Origin of the sequence: Paenibacillus sp. 1781tsa1 (assembly GCF_024159265.1) — a bacterium.
In the GTDB taxonomy this organism is placed as follows: Bacteria; Bacillota; Bacilli; order Paenibacillales; family Paenibacillaceae; genus Paenibacillus.
In genome coordinates this window covers 910,687-928,422 of record NZ_JAMYWY010000001.1, presented here as the reverse complement: position 1 = coordinate 928,422, position 17,736 = coordinate 910,687, and the positions used below count along the sequence as shown (strand labels likewise).

13 protein-coding genes are annotated in these 17,736 nt (G+C 46.1%); 2 read left to right on the top strand and 11 right to left on the bottom strand.

Features of this window, described 5'->3' with window-relative positions:
- Positions 1 to 91: 91 nt before the first annotated feature.
- Both NKT06_RS04185 and NKT06_RS04180 read right to left on the bottom strand, forming a co-directional pair.
- Entirely contained in the window at positions 92 to 1,867 is a 1,776-nt protein-coding gene (locus NKT06_RS04185) for a SulP family inorganic anion transporter (RefSeq protein ID WP_253430311.1), read from the bottom strand.
- A 166-nt stretch (positions 1,868 to 2,033) separates the two neighbouring features.
- Positions 2,034 to 2,363, bottom strand: coding sequence for an ArsR/SmtB family transcription factor (locus tag NKT06_RS04180; RefSeq protein WP_017690603.1), 330 nt, complete (start codon positions 2,361 to 2,363; stop codon positions 2,034 to 2,036).
- A gap of 132 nt (positions 2,364 to 2,495) precedes the next feature.
- Between NKT06_RS04180 and NKT06_RS04175 the strand changes: the two genes are divergently transcribed.
- Positions 2,496 to 3,218: a suppressor of fused domain protein gene (locus tag NKT06_RS04175; protein ID WP_253430308.1), complete on the top strand. Its 723-nt coding sequence runs from the start codon at positions 2,496 to 2,498 to the stop codon at positions 3,216 to 3,218.
- Positions 3,219 to 3,291: 73 nt separating this feature from the next.
- Here NKT06_RS04175 and NKT06_RS04170 read toward each other — a convergent pair whose 3' ends face one another.
- The 9 genes from NKT06_RS04170 to NKT06_RS04130 all read right to left on the bottom strand — a co-directional run bounded on the left by NKT06_RS04170 (position 3,292) and on the right by NKT06_RS04130 (position 16,597).
- Entirely contained in the window at positions 3,292 to 4,866 is a 1,575-nt protein-coding gene (locus tag NKT06_RS04170) for a glycoside hydrolase family 43 protein (protein ID WP_253430305.1), read from the bottom strand.
- The gene (locus NKT06_RS04165; RefSeq protein WP_367399844.1) at positions 4,863 to 5,762 is read right to left on the bottom strand and encodes a carbohydrate ABC transporter permease; all 900 of its coding nucleotides are present in this window, start codon (positions 5,760 to 5,762) and stop codon (positions 4,863 to 4,865) included. The genes NKT06_RS04170 and NKT06_RS04165 overlap by 4 nt, the downstream gene beginning before the upstream one ends.
- Before the next feature lie 15 nt (positions 5,763 to 5,777).
- Positions 5,778 to 6,752 (bottom strand): ABC transporter permease, encoded by a 975-nt coding sequence (locus NKT06_RS04160; RefSeq protein ID WP_253430302.1) that lies wholly within the window; start codon positions 6,750 to 6,752, stop codon positions 5,778 to 5,780.
- 137 nt (positions 6,753 to 6,889) lie between these two features.
- The gene (locus tag NKT06_RS04155) at positions 6,890 to 8,563 is read right to left on the bottom strand and encodes an extracellular solute-binding protein (RefSeq protein WP_253430299.1); all 1,674 of its coding nucleotides are present in this window, start codon (positions 8,561 to 8,563) and stop codon (positions 6,890 to 6,892) included.
- A 157-nt stretch (positions 8,564 to 8,720) separates the two neighbouring features.
- Positions 8,721 to 10,313: a response regulator transcription factor gene (locus NKT06_RS04150; RefSeq protein ID WP_253430297.1), complete on the bottom strand. Its 1,593-nt coding sequence runs from the start codon at positions 10,311 to 10,313 to the stop codon at positions 8,721 to 8,723.
- An 11-nt stretch (positions 10,314 to 10,324) separates the two neighbouring features.
- Positions 10,325 to 12,127, bottom strand: a complete 1,803-nt coding sequence (locus NKT06_RS04145; RefSeq protein WP_253430294.1) for a cache domain-containing sensor histidine kinase — start codon at positions 12,125 to 12,127, stop codon at positions 10,325 to 10,327.
- Positions 12,128 to 12,321: 194 nt separating this feature from the next.
- Complete coding sequence (locus NKT06_RS04140; RefSeq protein ID WP_253430291.1) at positions 12,322 to 13,170, bottom strand: GNAT family N-acetyltransferase; 849 nt, start codon at positions 13,168 to 13,170, stop codon at positions 12,322 to 12,324.
- A 213-nt stretch (positions 13,171 to 13,383) separates the two neighbouring features.
- Entirely contained in the window at positions 13,384 to 15,564 is a 2,181-nt protein-coding gene (gene gnpA, locus NKT06_RS04135) for a 1,3-beta-galactosyl-N-acetylhexosamine phosphorylase (RefSeq protein WP_253430288.1), read from the bottom strand.
- Between the two features lie 13 nt (positions 15,565 to 15,577).
- The gene (locus NKT06_RS04130; RefSeq protein ID WP_253430285.1) at positions 15,578 to 16,597 is read right to left on the bottom strand and encodes a glycoside hydrolase family 88/105 protein; all 1,020 of its coding nucleotides are present in this window, start codon (positions 16,595 to 16,597) and stop codon (positions 15,578 to 15,580) included.
- Between the two features lie 171 nt (positions 16,598 to 16,768).
- On the opposite strand from NKT06_RS04130, the gene NKT06_RS04125 reads away from it, so the two are divergent.
- Positions 16,769 to 17,716 (top strand): AraC family transcriptional regulator, encoded by a 948-nt coding sequence (locus NKT06_RS04125; protein ID WP_253430282.1) that lies wholly within the window; start codon positions 16,769 to 16,771, stop codon positions 17,714 to 17,716.
- Positions 17,717 to 17,736 lie beyond the last annotated feature (20 nt).

The window sequence follows — 17,736 nt, the reverse complement described above, 5'->3', positions numbered from 1 at the left end:
GTCTATTTTTCATTAATTTTCCAGAATATATATTTCAAACTGGTTGGTGCATCAACTTTGGAATTCCAAAGTTTCCTCTCTCTTGCGTGGATTATACAGAACTGCTTGCATTGACCCGCTTCCCAGATTTCAGCAGGCTATTACGCTCTGGATCGGTTCCAGCGTTCGACAATACAGCACATTCACGAAAGGCAAAATGTTTGCACCCCTTACACTTCTCCTCGTTCAAATGCTGTAACGCATAATTAATGGCTTCCCCAGTATGTTCAAACCGATGTGCAGAATTTAAACGCTCTAACAGACCCGTTCGTTTCAACATCTCAAGTGGCTGCTCCTGTATGCCCGATAACAATACAATCCCGCCCGACCGTTCAAAATGCTTGATTAAACTCGCCAGGTTAGCCTCACCTGTTGTATCCATAAAAGGCACCTTGCCCATGCGCAACAGCAGAGTGTCTGGTCGCCGATGAATTGAATTCATGACCGACTTTTCGAACATATCTGCCGCACCAAAAAATAAAGGTCCTTCAATCGTATATAAGCTGATCTGCGGACAGTCATGTCCTTCCCGGACCATATGGGCCATGACTTTCTCATGTTTATGCTCGGGATCGGGCAGTACTTTGGCAACCTTCAACATCTCACTCATCCGCTTAACGAATAAAACGACAGCCAGAATCAACCCCACCTCTACAGCCGTCGTTAAACTTGTAAATATGGTAAGCAAAAAGGTAATCAGCAGAACGAGTGAATCGCTCGTTTTGGTCTTCATGACATGCATGAAGGATCTCCGTTCACTCATATTCCAGGCAACCAGCATGAGAACGGGAGCCATACTGGCAAGAGGAATATGGGATGCATATGGCGCAAAGAGAACAAGTACCAGCAAAACCACTACACCGTGAATCACACCAGACCATGGCGATACTGCGCCGGATTTGATATTCGTTGCCGTACGTGCAATCGCTCCTGTTGCAGGAATCCCCCCGAATAGCGGCGTCACCATATTAGCAATCCCCTGCCCAATCAACTCCCGATTGCTGTTATGTCGGCTTCCGGTCATGCCATCGGCAACAACAGCTGACAGCAACGATTCAATGCCACCCAGCATGGCGATGACAAACGCGGGTTGCAGCAAATTCACGATACGCTCCCAAGTGATCTCAGGCACATGAAACTGAGGCAAGGAGTTAGGTATGGCGCCAAAGGACGAACCAATCGTGGCCACCTGCCCTTCAAAAAAGAACGCCGCGACTATCGTCGAAAGAACCAGCCCCACCAGTGATGCAGGCACCTTTGGTGCAAACTTGGGCACAAGCAGAAGAACAGCCAGACAGATTCCAGCTGTAAGCACACTGTATATATTAACTGTCGAGATATGCATCCCGATTTCTTTCATATTGGACCAGAAATCCTCGTGTTTCTCGATGCCTCGAAGTCCCAGAAAGTTGGTAATCTGTCCGCTAAAAATAATGACGGCGATACCTGCCGTGAAACCGATCGTCACCGGCCTAGGAATAAACTTGATTAATGCCCCAAGCTTGAATACGCCCATAAGCACAAGCATCAGGCCAGCCATCATTCCGGCGATCAGCAGATTCTCATATCCATACTGCATCACAATGGCGAAGAGGATCGGAATGAATGCCCCCGTTGGCCCGCCAATCTGGAACTTGGACCCACCCAGCAAAGAAATGAGAATCCCTGCGATTACTGTGGTATATAATCCATACTCCGGTTTGACCCCAGAAGCAATGGCAAAGGCCATACCGAGTGGAATCGCAATAATACCTACGATCAGCCCCGATAACAGATCCTTGCGAAAAGCGGCAGCATTGTAACCTGCATATCTCCCCATCCATCTCATGTACAAAAACCTTCTTTTCTCCATATATTTAAATATTTGAATATAAACAAAAGACTACTCCCCTGCACACATCCTGTCAATCGGATTGCACACAATTCCCACAGGAGACTAACACAAAAAAACAAGAACCTCCGGTGACTACACCCAGTTGCTCTTGTTTATTGTGTCAGGACTCTTTACGAATATCTTCCAGCATGGAAATCGCATCGACCAGATGATTGTCAAAAATCTGTTTGGTAACTGCCAGCAGGTCCTTAATCAGCGGATCACGCAGCGAATAGGTGACAGTTGTCCCTTCTTTGATTCCATGGACAACGTTTTTGCTGCGCAGTACAGCCAGTTGTTGTGAAACAGCAGAGCCTTCCGATCCCAGAATGCTTTGCAGTTCATTCACGTTCTTGGCTCCTTCACTCAGCAGCTCCAGAATCTGAATCCGCATCGGGTGCGCCAACGCTTTGAAAAAATCCGCTTTAAACTGTTGTATGCTCTGATTCATACCCTTTGCTCCTTCAATCGAACTCATCAACATGTTCATATCATACCATAGAACGAGGTTCAGACTTCAATTCACATGGTATGATTAAGATGAAAAAGCAAGTACATAATACTGTGCAAGGGAGCTGTAAGCATGTCCAAATCATCCGAATATTCACCCTCCGGCGTTCCTATCCTTCGTCATAAGGATAAGAATCGTGAGTGGCAGTCTACTTCTTATGCCAAAGACGAGTGGCTGGAGCAAATCGAGAAACATGCTGACCAATATCTCGGTGAAGCCGAGTCTGTATTCCATGAGTTGCTATCGGACAAGGTTCATATCGATGTTCATGTGATTCGTCCAACACCAGAACGAAATTATTACACATTGTACACCACAGGCATGAGCGCCTTGCCTATGAACACGCCTGAAGATGCACAGGACTATGAGTACGCAGAGCTGATGATTTGTTTGCCGCCGGATTGGCCTCTATTAGAGGAGCAACTGGAGCAGTCGGACAACTACTGGCCAATCCGCTGGTTAAAAACGATGGCTCGCTTGCCGCATGACTACGATACCTGGCTAAGTTGGGGGCATACGGTGCCGAATGGTGATCCGGCAATGCCATTTTCCAATAACACAGACATGTGTGCCTTTATCGTGCTGCCTCCGCTTGAGGCCGATGAGGATTTCCTAACGCTCGACATGGAAGACGGACAGACTGTGCACTTCTACGCAATCCTCCCCATTTACCTGGAGGAGCTTGAGCACAAGTTAGAATATGGTTTGGACGCTCTGCTAGACCGATTCGAAGATCATCATGTGAACGAAATTTTGGATGTAAACCGGGTCAATACCTGCGGGGATGTTTCATAATAAGATAAACGGACTAGAAAAAAGCTCAACCCTTAGCATCTGCTGCTGGATTGAGCTTCCCTTTTTATTTACGTTAGTACGAACCATATTCAAACCAGTCAAAGTCAGCTGCCTGGTCAGACAATTTACCATTACTGCTGCTGAACATGCCAATACAGCACCCAACAAAACCGCCAGCCACTTCCGTGCTCAAGCTGGTCGTATCCACTCGGTCTGCAACTAGATGGTACTCACTTCCATCTGTGCAGTAATAGAAGCTGAGCTGCTGTCCAAGTGCAGCCATCTTCATGGATACCCGTGGAACATCCCCTTCCAACACAACTTGAGCAACCTGTGATTCCTCTCCGCCAAACCATGTCATGACACGCAGCACCTGCTGCTCTCCTTCAAGTGCACGTTCAATCCGCACATGATACTGGTCATTCTGAATAACGACCAGACCCGCCGTCTCATGCTCTTGCTGCGGCACAAATTCCATCGCCGTTGCTACTACATAATCCATATGTCTCTGACGCACACAGACAAAGCTGGAGTTCTTGAGTTCCTTCAATGTTTGTGGTTTCAGCTTCAAACGCAGATAACCTTTGCGTTCAGTCAAGGAATACAGGTCTTCCTGAGGATTGCGTAAAAACATCCATTGCAAGCCCAAATGATCGGTATCAAAGTTTTCACAGCGCAAATCCGGTGCCACTGGTGCTGCTGGCAGATTCAGCGTACCCTGCTCCTCCAGGATTCCGCGGCCCTCATTGACAACAGGCCATCCGTCCTCCCAAACGACAGAAGCAAGAAACGTCTCCCGTCCCAGATTGCTAAAGCTCCCCCCATATGGGCGCGAAGCAAGCATAACCATGAACCATTGACCGTTAGCAGCCTGCACCAAGTCAGCATGTCCTACATTAACAATAGGGTAGCGCTTGCCCAGATGGCGATGCGTAATGATTGGATTATTCGGATTCCCGACGTACCCTTCGGTTAAACTTTGGCTACGCGCAACGGTCACGGCATGGTTTGGCCCTGTGCCTCCCTCTGCAATCAATAAATAGTAATATTCATCGATCTTATACAGATGCGGTCCTTCAGGCCAAATCACATCAACCATGGCCCCACGCCAGAGCACGTAACTGTCCCCTACCAGTTTCATGGTGGTCAGATCAAGCTCCCTAAGCCAAACTTCCCAGTTCCCGTTATAACGAACTCCGTTAGAACAAGGACGTGTACCCAGGTAATACGCTTTGCCGTCATCGAAGAAAATCGTAGGGTCTATTCCTTCTGCGCCTTCGATAAAATAAGGATCAGACCATGGCCCAGCCGGGTCGGTAGCGGTTACAACAAAATTGCCGCCATGTGATACGTTGGTTGTAATCATATAGAAGGTACCTTCATGATACCGAAGCGTTGGAGCGAATATTCCTTGTGAATGTCCTGCTCCCTGAAGATTTAATTGCGAAGGGCGATCCAGTACATTGCCAATCTGTTTCCAATGTGCAAGATCACGGCTCTGAAAGATCGGAACCCCAGGAAAATAGGCAAATGTCGAGGTCACCAAATAAAAATCTTCACCCACCCGACAGACGGACGGATCTGGATAAAACCCGGGCATGATCGGATTGTTAAACGTGCATTGTTCGCTTTGATTTGCATTTTTCATTCTTTTACCCCTCCAATGGTGAGTCCAGTGACAAAGTATTTTTGCAAGAACGGATACAGTAAAACGATCGGCATTGCCGTCACAACCGTGATCGCTGCCCGAATGGAGACAGGAGTTACCATGTTGGTTACATTTTTGTATGAATCCACGTTAACCGTTCCGCCCTGTGAGGTCGCAGAGGATAATAATTTCATCAGCTCATACTGCAAAGTGGTCAAATTCCGATTACCCGCCGTGTACAACATGGAGTCAAACCAGGAGTTCCATTGACCTACAGCAATAAACAGAGCGACTGTAGCCAGCACCGGCTTGGACAGCGGAAGCACGATGCGCATGAAAATCCGAAAATCTCCGGCTCCATCCATTTTCGCGGATTCTATCAATCCCTCCGAGAGTCCCTGAATGTAGGTACGAATGACGATCATGTTGAACACCCCGATCAATCCGGGAATAATGTATACCCAGAAGCTGTTTAGCAGCCCCACTTGTTTGATCAGCATGTATCCCGGAATTAAGCCTCCGCTGAAATACATCGTTACTACGAACAGCGTCGTGACCAATTTGTTAAACATATACTCCTTGCGGCTCAGCACATAGGCCAACATCGCGGTACAGAACAGTTGCACAACTGTTCCAACCACGGTTCGGGCAACCGAAACAAATGCAGCTTGTGTCAGATTCGGATTCTGGAATACGGAGACGTAATTTTGCAGCGTCCATTCCCTCGGCCAGAGATAGATCCCTCCGCGGATCGTATCCAACCCATTATTGAAAGATACGGCAATGGTGTTTAAAAAAGGATATAACGTAACAACCATGACAAGCAACATAAATATGCCATTCATGATGGAAAAAATTGAATCACCCAAGCTTCGTCTTCTACGAAATCGCTTCACAGTTCTGCCCCCTTATCATATCAACCGCTCTTCACCAAGAGACTTGGCAATCCCGTTGGCGATAAATATGAGCACGAGACTGACCACACTTTTGAAAATGCCTGCGGCGGTGGCAAGTGAGTAGTTGCCGAGATTAATTCCGTATTTCAAAACAAAAATGTCGATTGTCTCGGACACATCCTGCACAAGTCCATTTCCAAGCAAGTATTGAATCTCAAAACCTGCGTTCAGTACGTTACCAACGTTGATGATAAGCAGGATAATGATGGTCGGTTTGATGCTTGGAAGCGTGACATTGAACATTTTGCGAAAGCGGCCAGCTCCGTCAATGGAAGCTGCTTCATACAAGCTCGGATTAATGGACGCCATGGCCGCCAGATATATAATCGTGCCCCAGCCAATTTCCTTCCACATGCTGGACAGACCTACAATCCCCCAGAAGTATTTTGGTTCCGCAAAAAAATTGATTGGTGCATCAATCAGACCCAATTTTGTCAGCAGCACATTCACAATACCTGTTTCCGTTGATAATACATTCGCAACAATACCTGTTACGATGATCCACGACAGGAAATGTGGGAGGTAGGAAACCGTCTGTACCACACGTTTGAACAATATCATTCGCAGTTCATTCAATAAGAGCGCCAGACCAATCGAACCGACAAATCCCAGAAACAGACTGATCAGGCTCATCGCCAGCGTATTGCGAATGACACGTAAAAATGTAGGGTCTGTGAATAACGTTCGAAAATGATCCACTCCCACCCAATCCTGCTCCATAAAACCAATGCCCGGTCTATAATTCTGAAATGCCATCAACCAGCCCCATAATGGTCCATACGCAAAAATAGCGATAAACGCAATAAACGGAAATGACATCCACATTAATTGTCGCTGACTTTTCATTCTGGACAGGTTATACCCGATCCAGCTTGTTCCCGCGGGGATATGACTGGTTTTTAACGAAGGCTGCAACTCCTTTTTTGCCATGTTTTTTCTCTCCTTGCTTACGAGTTTATCTATATCACCCAGTCTGGGTGAATCGATTCCTTTCCTATCCAATCTCCCGAATCTAGCGTGTAAGAAAGGCTACGGGGTTCCCCATAGCCTTTCTGTCTGATAGGCCTTTATCCCCACAGTTCCATACGTCTGCGAACTTCTTCCGTCAGCGCATCTTCATACGCTTTAATATCTGCACTCTCCTTGAGCGTGGCTTGATACTCTTCCCAAGCCTTATCAAATTCGGCTGGTGAAGTCATAATCACCTTTGGCAGCCATTTGCGTTTAACATCGTCCATCTTCTGTCTGGCAATGGTCTCCGGTTTATTCGGTTCGAAATTATAGGTATAGATCGGGAACCACGGTTCATTTTCCTCCGCAGGCTCCAGGAAGTCGGTAAACTTCGTATATCCATAAGCCTTGAGCACTTTTTTATCGATGTCATTCAATGTAGCAAGGTACTCCTCTGGCTGCTCCTTAGGATCAAGAGCATTCTTCCCATCAGCGGTCATGCCTTCATGATGCGGGAAATAGACCAATGGGCTTCCCGTATTCGCAAGCACCCAGTCCGGATCTTTGGAATTCGCACGTTGCTCTTCATTTCTGGAGAACACGCCTTTGTCATCCACCTGGTAATCCACGCCTTCCTGTCCCCAGGTTCTCAATACCTCTATCTCAGGGTCCAGCAAATCATTAATATATTGAAGTGCCCCTTCAATATCCTCGCAGCTCTTAGTAATGGCCAAGCCACCATTTACGTTAAGGATTGGATTGTTCTGATAACGTCCTTTGACATCCTCGGAGAGTGTGATGGACAACGGTACATAGGTTTTGTCATACAATTTTTGCTTCACGAGTGATGCCTCGGCATCAAGGAACTGCCATCCTTGATCCACCATACCCAGCACACGTCCGGTTGAAATTTTGGATATATATTGATCATAGTTTGCTGTAAAGGTTTCGTTATCGACCAGGCCTTGATGATATGCTTCATTGATCTTCTTGAAATATGCTTTCGCTTCGGGAATAGTATTATAGTTTTTGGCCGTCAGCGTTTCTTTATCAACGATGGCTGCGCCTTCGTTCGGATAACCAGCCATGAAGAGCGGAGGGTTCTCCAGTGCGAAATAACGCCAGTCATAAGAGATAATCTCGAATCCAATGGTTGGCTGACCATCAACGGTCGGATGCGCTGCTTTGTACCGTTCAATCAAGTCAAAGTATTGGTCAAGTGTTTTGATGGTCGGATAATTATCCCATTCCAGTACGGCCTTCTGAATCCAGAACGCTTCTCCATCATGGGTTACTTTCATCGACTTTTCTTGTATATTGCCGAACTGAGGAATGAAGTAGATATGTCCATCCGTCGTATTTTTCATCTTCTTCCAGTCTTCACCCAGGTAATTTTTGATGTTTGGATATTTATCGATGTAATCCTCAAGTGGTACTAGCGCCCCTGCCGCTACCAGTTGCTGAGTACCATCACTCCCATCGATAAAGTCGGGATATTCGCCGCCTGCAATGAGCACACCAATTCGTTCTTTGGCTGTTTGGCCCGTAAGCCAGTCCATCGTAACTCTGACGCCTGTTTTCTCCTCAATAGCTTTTAACACCCGATTATCGTCAGGCGCAATTTTCCCAGGTACGGCAAAAAAGGCTGAAAATTGTTTCAATTCCCTTCCATCTGCTGTTGTTTCCCCTTTCGAGGACGATCCCGGTGTACATCCAGCGAGTGCAATGACCAGTATCAAAGCTAGCAGAGCACTATACTTGATTCTTTTTCTAACATCCTTTTTCATCATGACCCCTCCATCGATTATATTGACAGAAGCTTTTTGGAAAGCGCTTTCCAAAGGCTGACTTAAAATTATCATGCTTCCATGCCCCTCTCAACGGGATAAACTATAGACGGAATCCCACTAATTCCAGTATCTGCGAAAAAAATATCCCGCCGCTCCGTCAAGGAGTGCAGGATGTTGAATCAAGAGAGTACGCAGCATGGGCACTTTTACGATATTGTGCAGGCGTCTCCCCCATGAGTTTCTCGAACCGGCTAATAAAATAATCGGAGTCCCGATATCCCACCATTGTTGCAATCTCGTATACTCTTTGATCTGTTCTGCGCAACAGCCGCGCGGCCTCCTCTATTCGCAATTGATTCAAATAATCACTGAAGCTGATCGAGTAATGCTTTTTGAAAATCTGTCCCAGATATGCGCTGTTCATGTAGAACTGCTCTCCCAGCAGCTTCAGGCTGATATTCTCTCTGTAATGCTCGTGAATGAAGGCCTCAATTTTGGCTAATATGCCCATCCCTTTCGACTTTTGCTGCTCCTTCAGCTCCTCTGCGCACATAAGCGAGAACTCACATAAATGTTCAATGTTTTCCTCCATGGATAACATCGCGTAGTTCACCTTCAGAAAAGCCGATTCCATCAGCCCGGAATCTGGAGTGACCGTATCGTTATTCACAAGATCCAGCAAATTGTATGCCAAATAGTGCAAGTGGATTCGGACAATAGCAGGCTCGATTCGCTCATCCAGAAAATATTGAAAAATGGCCTTTGCATGGCTGTATAGCTCATCCGTCTGCTGTTCCTCGATAGACTTGACGAGCCCATCAAACAATTGTTTTTCGAATTGACCAGGCCGATTAACAAATAAGTTCGTATCCATAAGCTCGAAATAATAAATGGGCCCACACGTGGTGAAGAAACGTAAGCTTTTCATTATGCCGCAGGATTGATAAGACTCATGCAGCGCCTCCAACCCCTGTACTTCCTTCCCGACATAACAAGCAACCACCGCCCCTTGATCGCGGCTCAGCTCGGTATGTAGTTGGGTCAAATAGTGCTCCAAGGCCGCTGCCTTACGTTTCACCATCGAATCCGTAACAATGAGCAGAATCGCATTTTTATCACCTGTGAACGGCTTCAAAATTTGCCCCGGTAAGGGCTCACCCACCCATGCCTCAACCCGAGCGCACCAATCCGTTCCCTGTTCTGGAACGCCTTCCACCTCAATCAGAATGCAACGCATTGTTCCAGCATCTTGATAGTGGGACTGCAGACTCGTAACAGCCTCCTCCTCAGCCACCCCAAGCAAGATTGACTGCATATGCTGGGCCATAATCATTTGATCCTTTTTTTGCTGATAACGCTTCTCTTCTGTCCGTGCGTGAAATGCCTCCCTAAACTCCTCAAGCACCTGTATCAGTTCTGTCTTCACGATAGGCTTGAGAATGTAGTCATTCACCTGATATTTAATTGCCTGCTTGGCATATCCAAACTCATAGAATCCACTAAGCAGAATCAGCTTGATATCACCGTTATATTGCTCATACAAGGTTTGAGCAAGCTGCATGCCGTCCATTTCCGGCATCTTGATGTCGGAAATGACCAGATCAGGCTGCACAGCGCGTATGGCTTCCAATGCCTGCTTGCCATTGGAAGCCTGACCACAAATCTGGAAACCGTAAGACTGCCAATCAATTAACAATTGAAGTCCTTGGCGAATAAATGGCTCATCGTCCACAATCAGCACGTTGATCATATCCTCGCTCCTTATTCTTGGGATGCCAGCATAAGAGGAATTTGAATGCCAATCGTTGTGCCCTTCCCCTTTTCACTGAATATGTGCACCTGAACGAAATCATCAAAATACATCCGCAGCCGAATATATGCATTCATCATGCCAATGCTGCTAAGCTCGCTCATCCGATCCATACTCGGGTCTTGCATCATTTTGCGGAGCGAGGACAGCTTGTCCTGATCCATACCGACGCCGGTGTCTCGAATGGAAATGTAGAGCGCATTACTTCGAATTTCGAATAATACCTCCACGACCCCATCATTTGCTGTCCCTTCAATGCCATGGATACAAGCATTCTCCACAAAGGTGAGAACGGTTAGTTTGGGTATCATCATCGCAGCAATGGATTCGTCAGTGATCCTGATTGCAAATTGCAGCTTTTCGCCAAAGCGATACTGCTGAATACTCAGATAACTTTCCACGAAATTGATTTCTTGTGCGATGGTAATCAGATCGTCGCCCCAATTGATCGTCTGACGCAGCAGCAGTGCCAGTCTATGAATGACATCGGAGGTCTCAAGCTCTTGCTTGATTAAACTCCGCATACGGATCGTTTCAAGCGTGTTGAACATGAAATGGGGATTCACCTGACTCTGAAGGGCTTTCAGCTCCGCCTGCTTCTTGGAGAGCTCAAGGGCTTGCCGCTCCACTTGACCCTTAAACACAATTTCAATCAAGTTCTTGATCTTGATGACCATCATGTTATAACTATGGGTCAGGCTACCGATCTCGTCCTTGCCCACAGGTCCCGATATCACTTCAAATTTCTCATGCTTCACTTGATCCAGGTGCTTCGCTATCCGATCAACTCTGATGACCAGTGATCTGGATATCAACCAGATCAGCAGTGTGGGCACCAACAGATTAAGAATGATCAGCAACGTCAAATTAAGCTTGGAATTAACAATCTCCGACAGAACGTCCAATTTCTCCGCGCTGACGAAAATCTGCCAATCCTCGGATACGACGGGAATCGATTGCATGGATTGAACAGGATCAATTGGACTGTTCGCAATCAGATTAAATGGCTGGCGCGTCTGATTCATTTCGGAATCGTTCGAGAAAATGACCCTGCCATCCGAAACGACATATACCTTCCCGTTCGCTCCCTCATTTTTAAGCGATTTGTTGATGAAAGAATAGTCCAGATCAACCTTTAACACCTTTTCAACCTGCTGCTCCCCAAAGTAATCCAGCTTGCGAATAATGCTGACTTTGCGTCCTCCCTGATTTTGCGACATCTCTGCCTGCTGCTTGTCAAAATACGAATAGATCATGATATGGTCGCTTGTGTTCATCAGCGCTTGATACCAATCACTTTTCTTCACCTCATCATCCAGCTTAATGAAGTTTCCTCCATTGACGAAGGTATCATTTCCAACATAAAACGTAACTTGGTTCACCTGCTGGTAGCTGTAATAGTACCTGACCAGATTGTTGTTGCTAAGCATATCATAGTAGGCAGAGTAATAGTCTTCCTGATCGCGATACTTGGACTCCATGAACCGGTTCAGCGTTCCATCGGTATAGAGAAAATTGGACACATACAAGCTATTGTCTATACTGTTTCGCAGGTTGAACTTGATCCTTTGCTGCATTTCATTGAATCGGCTATGCTCCTTCTCCTCAATGTTACCTTTGATGCTTAGGTAAAACACGGTATTTGTGACCAGAACCGGAACCAGCACACAAAAAATGAACAATATGTACAACTTCGTTTTGAGGCTCCAATCATCCAGAAACTGAATGCGCTTACAGTGCATCTTGCGGCTCATGTCTTATCGTTGTCTCCTCTTACATTGACATCCACATTATTATAACGAGTAAGGGAATGATTGGATACTCCAATCCAGGAATTCGGGAGGCCTATAATTCAACCTCCCGATCGATTGCCCAACAGGACAGATACGAATATCTCACATATTTTCGTATGAACCCGATTTGATCCTACGTCGAGACGACGATCACGTTATAATTTCAGGAGCATTTCATACTGGCCAACATGATACGTAAAACCTGATTTGACCAGGAGGAAATCTCCCATCGGTTTGAGATGAGATTCCACATTGAGGACACTGATTATTGGCGATTCTGTGCGCTTGACCATCTCTGTCAGGATGCTGCTTGCAATACCTTTGCCCCGGTAATTTGGGTTCACTGCAAGCTGTGGAATATCACCTGTTTTTTGATCTATAATGCCATAGCCAACAATTTTGTCATCCTGACGTGCAACTACATAGCTAAAAACTTCTGGTACAGCGTAGATGGAATCTATTGAATTTTGCCAGGAGGGCTCCACATCCCAAAATTCCTTAAACTGCTCCAAATCAATTCTCTCCACACATTCCACCGCGCAGGTCGTTTTCGGTATGAATTTATCTTTTTCCAGCTGGAAACATGAGAATTCCCTTTGAATTTTGAAGTTTTGTTTACTATAAAGCTGAGCTGCAGATTCGTTGGATTGGATGACTTCCAGCAGATATTGCGCTATATTTTTTTCTTTTAGCAGTTTTCGAATATTCAAGAGCAGATGGCTTGTAACGCCCTGCCGTCTGCATTCTTGTACAACGCCTGTCCCAAGGTCATATGCAGTTGCCTTTCCATTCCAGCTTCGAAGTCCATTGATAACAAATCCGACCATTATCCCATCCTTAAAGGCTCCCATAGATATTTCGGGGTGATACCCTCTTCGTTGGAGCATTTGTTGAAACTTCCAAAAGGGCAGATCCATTTTAACCTGATAGTCGGAGAACGCATCTACAAACGCTTGGTGAAGTGTTTCCGTGCTTATCTTGTCCAACATTTTATAACTGTACATTAGGGCACTCTCTCCTTTGAAAGGATGAAAACAATAATATATTAGGGCTCATGATCCCTATCCTTATTTAAATATTCTACTAAATAGTGTTAACATGATACAGTAATATCCGTACTATACAATCTGCTTCCTTGAGAGTTTTCAGACACGCCCTAATCACTAAATAGACCGCTCCCTGGTTAAGGGATACGGTCTATTTAATCATTATTTATTCTATGGGGATACCGATTTGGTTAAACCAATTTTGGTGATCACCGTATCATACGGCTCCAATTCCATGGTCTGTTTCCCATGCTCTGTATGGATTGTCGTGGACTGAACCTGATCGCTATTATTGATCACAACCAATATGTTGCTTTCAGGGTAGTAAGCGCACTCGGTATACAAGTTATCCGTGATGTAAAATGTTTCATGGGATTCATTGCCCGCAAATCGAATCAAATTCAGAAGTAGTCTTGTATTTTCCCAGCTGAATTCGAAGGAAGGTAAATAGATCCCTTTTCCTTTTCCAAAAGCATGTGTGGACAGTGTGATCTGACCATCCGTTTCACTCACTACAGCTGCTGATCCATCAGTAAGATAAATGTTATTTTTCGGAAGTATGTTGGCCCCCTCAGGCACCAAACCATCCTCATCATTAACCTCATACGACCATTTTCCATGAACAACTCTTGCACCTGTATCCTCATCTACCCCAAGCACATGTGCCATTCTGAAAAAGCTGTCGTACCCGTGGGTCGCTGAGGGCTGGTTGATCCCCATAAATGTACCGCCTTCGTACACCCACTGGGTCAGGATGTCTACACATTGGTGGTCTTTCCAGTGTGCTCCACCACTCCAAGCAGAACCAGCGGAACCCGCATTAATGACGACATTCACATCCTTCAGTACGCCTTGACGAATATCTTCAAAATCAATGAAATTTACCTCGATCGGCAACCCGGATAAGGCCTCATTCACATGAATCAGATCATGCATATGCGTCTCATGAAAATGACCGGACAAGGTCCACGATCTTAACTTGCCCCAGCTATGCAGCACGGCTACCTTTGTTTTGATCTGATAAGGTTTTCCAGCCTGATGTAGCTCTTTCATTTCCCTGAATTCATGGGCAATCTTCTCGATGTAATCCACAAAATCAGGGTAAGGCTCAACCAGATGCAAATACCCACCTAGTCCTATCCGGTCGATCGACTCACGCAGCAGCGCACGCCGGATATTTATCCAATATTTCTTTGCATCAAGGGTAGGATCTCCGCCTTCCTTGAAGGTAGGAAGCCCGCCTAAACCAACGGGGAACAAGTAGGGATGCAAGCGAATCTCATGGGTATCCACCTTAACCCCAGAGCACATTCTTGCCTCATAACCGGAGAATACACATTTGATCATGCCGTCGAATCCGAACTCATGAAAGCGATCATTGTACGGCTCCATGCCTACCCAGCTGTCATCATAGAAGACATACGCCAGCTTGTCATGCTTGTGCACAATATCAATTAATTTCTTGCCGAATTCAATCACAAAATCATTGATAAAGGCCATCCAATCCAGCTTTCGCTGATCCGCAGGCATATGAGTGACCTGATATTTACCACCATTCACAAAGTCCTCGGCTGAGAGTGAATACCCATATTTCTGAGCAAACAGATCCAGGGCTCTCGAACTTACCGTGAAATCGTATGAACCCCAATCCGAGAACAGATGGCGATTCCGCTCATCACTGCCCCAGATCCAGGCGAAGTTATAAAATAGCGATGTAAAACGTACAACCGTTGTTTCTGGATGGTTTTGGCACCAATTTTCCATCCATTCCAGCAGATAGGTTTGCGTTTCCGTATAGATTGGGTCAATCTGCATCAGATGCTCTTTATCCCAGTTATTCGTCGTATGATTGTACATGGAGATCTCTTCCCAGATCCGATAGACCATGAAACTTACCGTGTATTTATGCCAGGGAGCAACGCCAGTAATCACTACATTGCCAGATTCCCTTTCATAATTCCATTGTGCTCTTGGTACCTCTTCTCCAGTCGTTCGATCATATACCTGCCAATACTTAAACGCTTCTTTGGAATCATTCACCCTGAATTGCTCAGCGAAGAAGTCCTCCATCAGATAGATAGATACATAATCTTGTACAGCGACCTTCGGATTCGTAATGAGAAAACATTGCTGCAGCTTATCCTGATTACGGGATGCCCAATCATTATGATCCCGAATAATGCAAATGGTTGAATAGATGCCATATCCGGCATTAATAATCTCGTCAGACAATTTCGTACCGTCACTGTCACGGATCACATCGGCACCCCAGCGATCAGCAAGTTCCAGCGTCAGTGCCTCATAACCGGATTCTCCCGGCAATGTAAAAGAGCCTTTGGTTGGTTTGGACAATTGGGTTCCCTCCCTATCTCAACATATCGGACAGAAAAGCAAGTGCCAGGCCCTGACCCCAGCCCTGAATCCAGTCTTTAGGAATATTGCGATAGCCATCCCGATCCTTCATCACCGCCGTACCGCCAGATACACCAAGCACGCGTCCATCTTCGCTAATGTTGTTCAGGATGCCCTCCAGTGCCTTTTGCACGTATTTGGTATGCAGTGGATTACCGTTATTGATCATTGCCGCTGCAATACCAGCGGAAGCCGACACCTCTTCATACGAATCTTCGTCATCCAAAACCGTACGCCACAAGCCATTCTCGGTCTGCACCAGCTTGAGAGCCGCCAACTGATCGCGAAGGGCACACTCTACATCCATACATTGCGGATACAGATACCAGTCTTTCAGTTGCGGTTTCACCTGAGACATTGTATAGGCGCCCCAAGCGTTCGCTCTCCCCCAGTAAAATCCGGACATATGATCCTTGTTGATATTGTTATAGCCGTGATACCACAGACTGCTGCTCGGATCTTGAAGGTACTTGATATGCCAGTAATACTGATTCAGCGCATCTTGAATCATGGCTTCATCCTTTAATTTGCTACCTACGCGGAGCAGGAAAAATGCCGCCATAAACAAGGTGTCCGCCCAAGCCTGTTCCGGAAAATCATTGGACACGGATACTGTATGCTGAAGCACATGGTCTCCAAAGCGAAGCGCATGGTTTTGGAGATAATCGACTTTGCTGAGGACAATATCCCAATATTTCTGATCCCCGGTTTCTTCATATAAAGTGATGAGCACATGACCCATGGCACATGTATTTACAGTCCAACTTGGCAGACCCAGCTCGATGTATTCGTCCGCCCATTTCACCAGCCTGTCCAGGATTTCTTGGTTGCCTGTCGTTTGATAGGCTCTGGATACACCATAATAGGCCACACCGCCGGGCCAATCCCATGTTAGATCCATATCCAGTGTTTTCTTGGTAACATTCTCGATTACGTGCAGAATCTGTTCTCGGTCATATTTCACTTGAAGCATTGTTATTCCCCTCTCCCTGTGCACACGCCCCCAAGTGCACCCTGAGAGGTGTCCGTCCATTTTTGTAAACGCTTTACTTATTCCATTGTACGCAGTAAAATAGTCTCAATCTAAGCATATTCACAACAAAACTGCGCAATTTCAATTATTTATACATGGGAGCCTGCAAAAATGCCCAAACCGAAGAAACCTGTCATTGAATATCGTCATTACAGCCTGCCCATTGATTTCCCTGTTCTGTTACTCAGTGGAGACCGCTGGAGAATATCCGATATCAAGAGTGAGCATCTTCATTTCCATAACCACATGGAGATTGGCATCTGTTATTCAGATGAGGGAATCATGGAGATTAAGGGGGAATCTGTGCCTTTTCGGGCAGGCGACGTCACGTTCATTCCCCGCTACCTTCCGCATACCACATACAGTTCACCGAATAAAGCCAGCCTGTGGGCTTATATCTTTTTTTCACCGGAAGAACTCTTCCGCCATTCACTCAAAACAGCCCAAAGTCACATTGAACCGAATCTATGGGCGATTCAGGGAACCAATTGCATTCTGAATAAGGAACAGCATCCCAAAATTCACACACTCGCAACATCAGTCGTAGAAGAGATTAAGCAGCAGTCCCCCTATTATCGGGAGAGCGCGTACGGCTTGTTGATGTCTCTGTATATCGAACTGCTTCGACTTCATGCAAGCAACGAGAGCTGGTCAGCGCAGAATCAGGACCGGGAACGTGACCTCCAAGGTGACTTGGTCATCTCACCCGTGCTGGAGTTTATCACCAAAAATTACATGATGCCTGTGACCATCGATTACCTCGCTGATCTATGTCATCTGAGTACAACGCATTTTCGCCGCAAGTTCCATGAAATTATGGGAACCACACCGCTTGATTTTCTGAACAGTACCCGAATTGAAGAGGCATGCAAGCGATTGAAAAGCACGGAGGCCTCCATTCTGTCCATCTCCGAGCAAGTTGGCTTCCGCTCCATCTCCAGCTTTAACCGTTGCTTCGCCAAACTGATGGGAGAATCACCCAAAGCCTGGCGCAAAGCAGCTCATACGGAAGCACAGTCTGCAAAAGCGTCGATACTGGAATATACGGGATGGGTATAAATTCATGCTTAACATATTGA

Excerpts from the sequence above, each read along its gene's own strand:
- NKT06_RS04145 (WP_253430294.1), bottom strand. The coding sequence starts at position 12,127 with ATGAGCCGCAAGATGCACTGTAAGCGCATTCAGTTTCTGGATGATTGG.
- NKT06_RS04140 (WP_253430291.1), bottom strand. The coding sequence starts at position 13,170 with ATGTACAGTTATAAAATGTTGGACAAGATAAGCACGGAAACACTTCAC.
- NKT06_RS04150 (WP_253430297.1), bottom strand. The coding sequence starts at position 10,313 with ATGATCAACGTGCTGATTGTGGACGATGAGCCATTTATTCGCCAAGGA.
- NKT06_RS04125 (WP_253430282.1), top strand. The coding sequence starts at position 16,769 with ATGCCCAAACCGAAGAAACCTGTCATTGAATATCGTCATTACAGCCTG.
- NKT06_RS04155 (WP_253430299.1), bottom strand. The coding sequence starts at position 8,563 with ATGATGAAAAAGGATGTTAGAAAAAGAATCAAGTATAGTGCTCTGCTA.
- NKT06_RS04170 (WP_253430305.1), bottom strand. The coding sequence starts at position 4,866 with ATGAAAAATGCAAATCAAAGCGAACAATGCACGTTTAACAATCCGATC.
- NKT06_RS04175 (WP_253430308.1), top strand. The coding sequence starts at position 2,496 with ATGTCCAAATCATCCGAATATTCACCCTCCGGCGTTCCTATCCTTCGT.
- NKT06_RS04185 (WP_253430311.1), bottom strand. The coding sequence starts at position 1,867 with ATGAGATGGATGGGGAGATATGCAGGTTACAATGCTGCCGCTTTTCGC.
- NKT06_RS04180 (WP_017690603.1), bottom strand. The coding sequence starts at position 2,363 with ATGAATCAGAGCATACAACAGTTTAAAGCGGATTTTTTCAAAGCGTTG.
- NKT06_RS04130 (WP_253430285.1), bottom strand. The coding sequence starts at position 16,597 with ATGCTTCAAGTGAAATATGACCGAGAACAGATTCTGCACGTAATCGAG.
- NKT06_RS04160 (WP_253430302.1), bottom strand. The coding sequence starts at position 6,752 with ATGGCAAAAAAGGAGTTGCAGCCTTCGTTAAAAACCAGTCATATCCCC.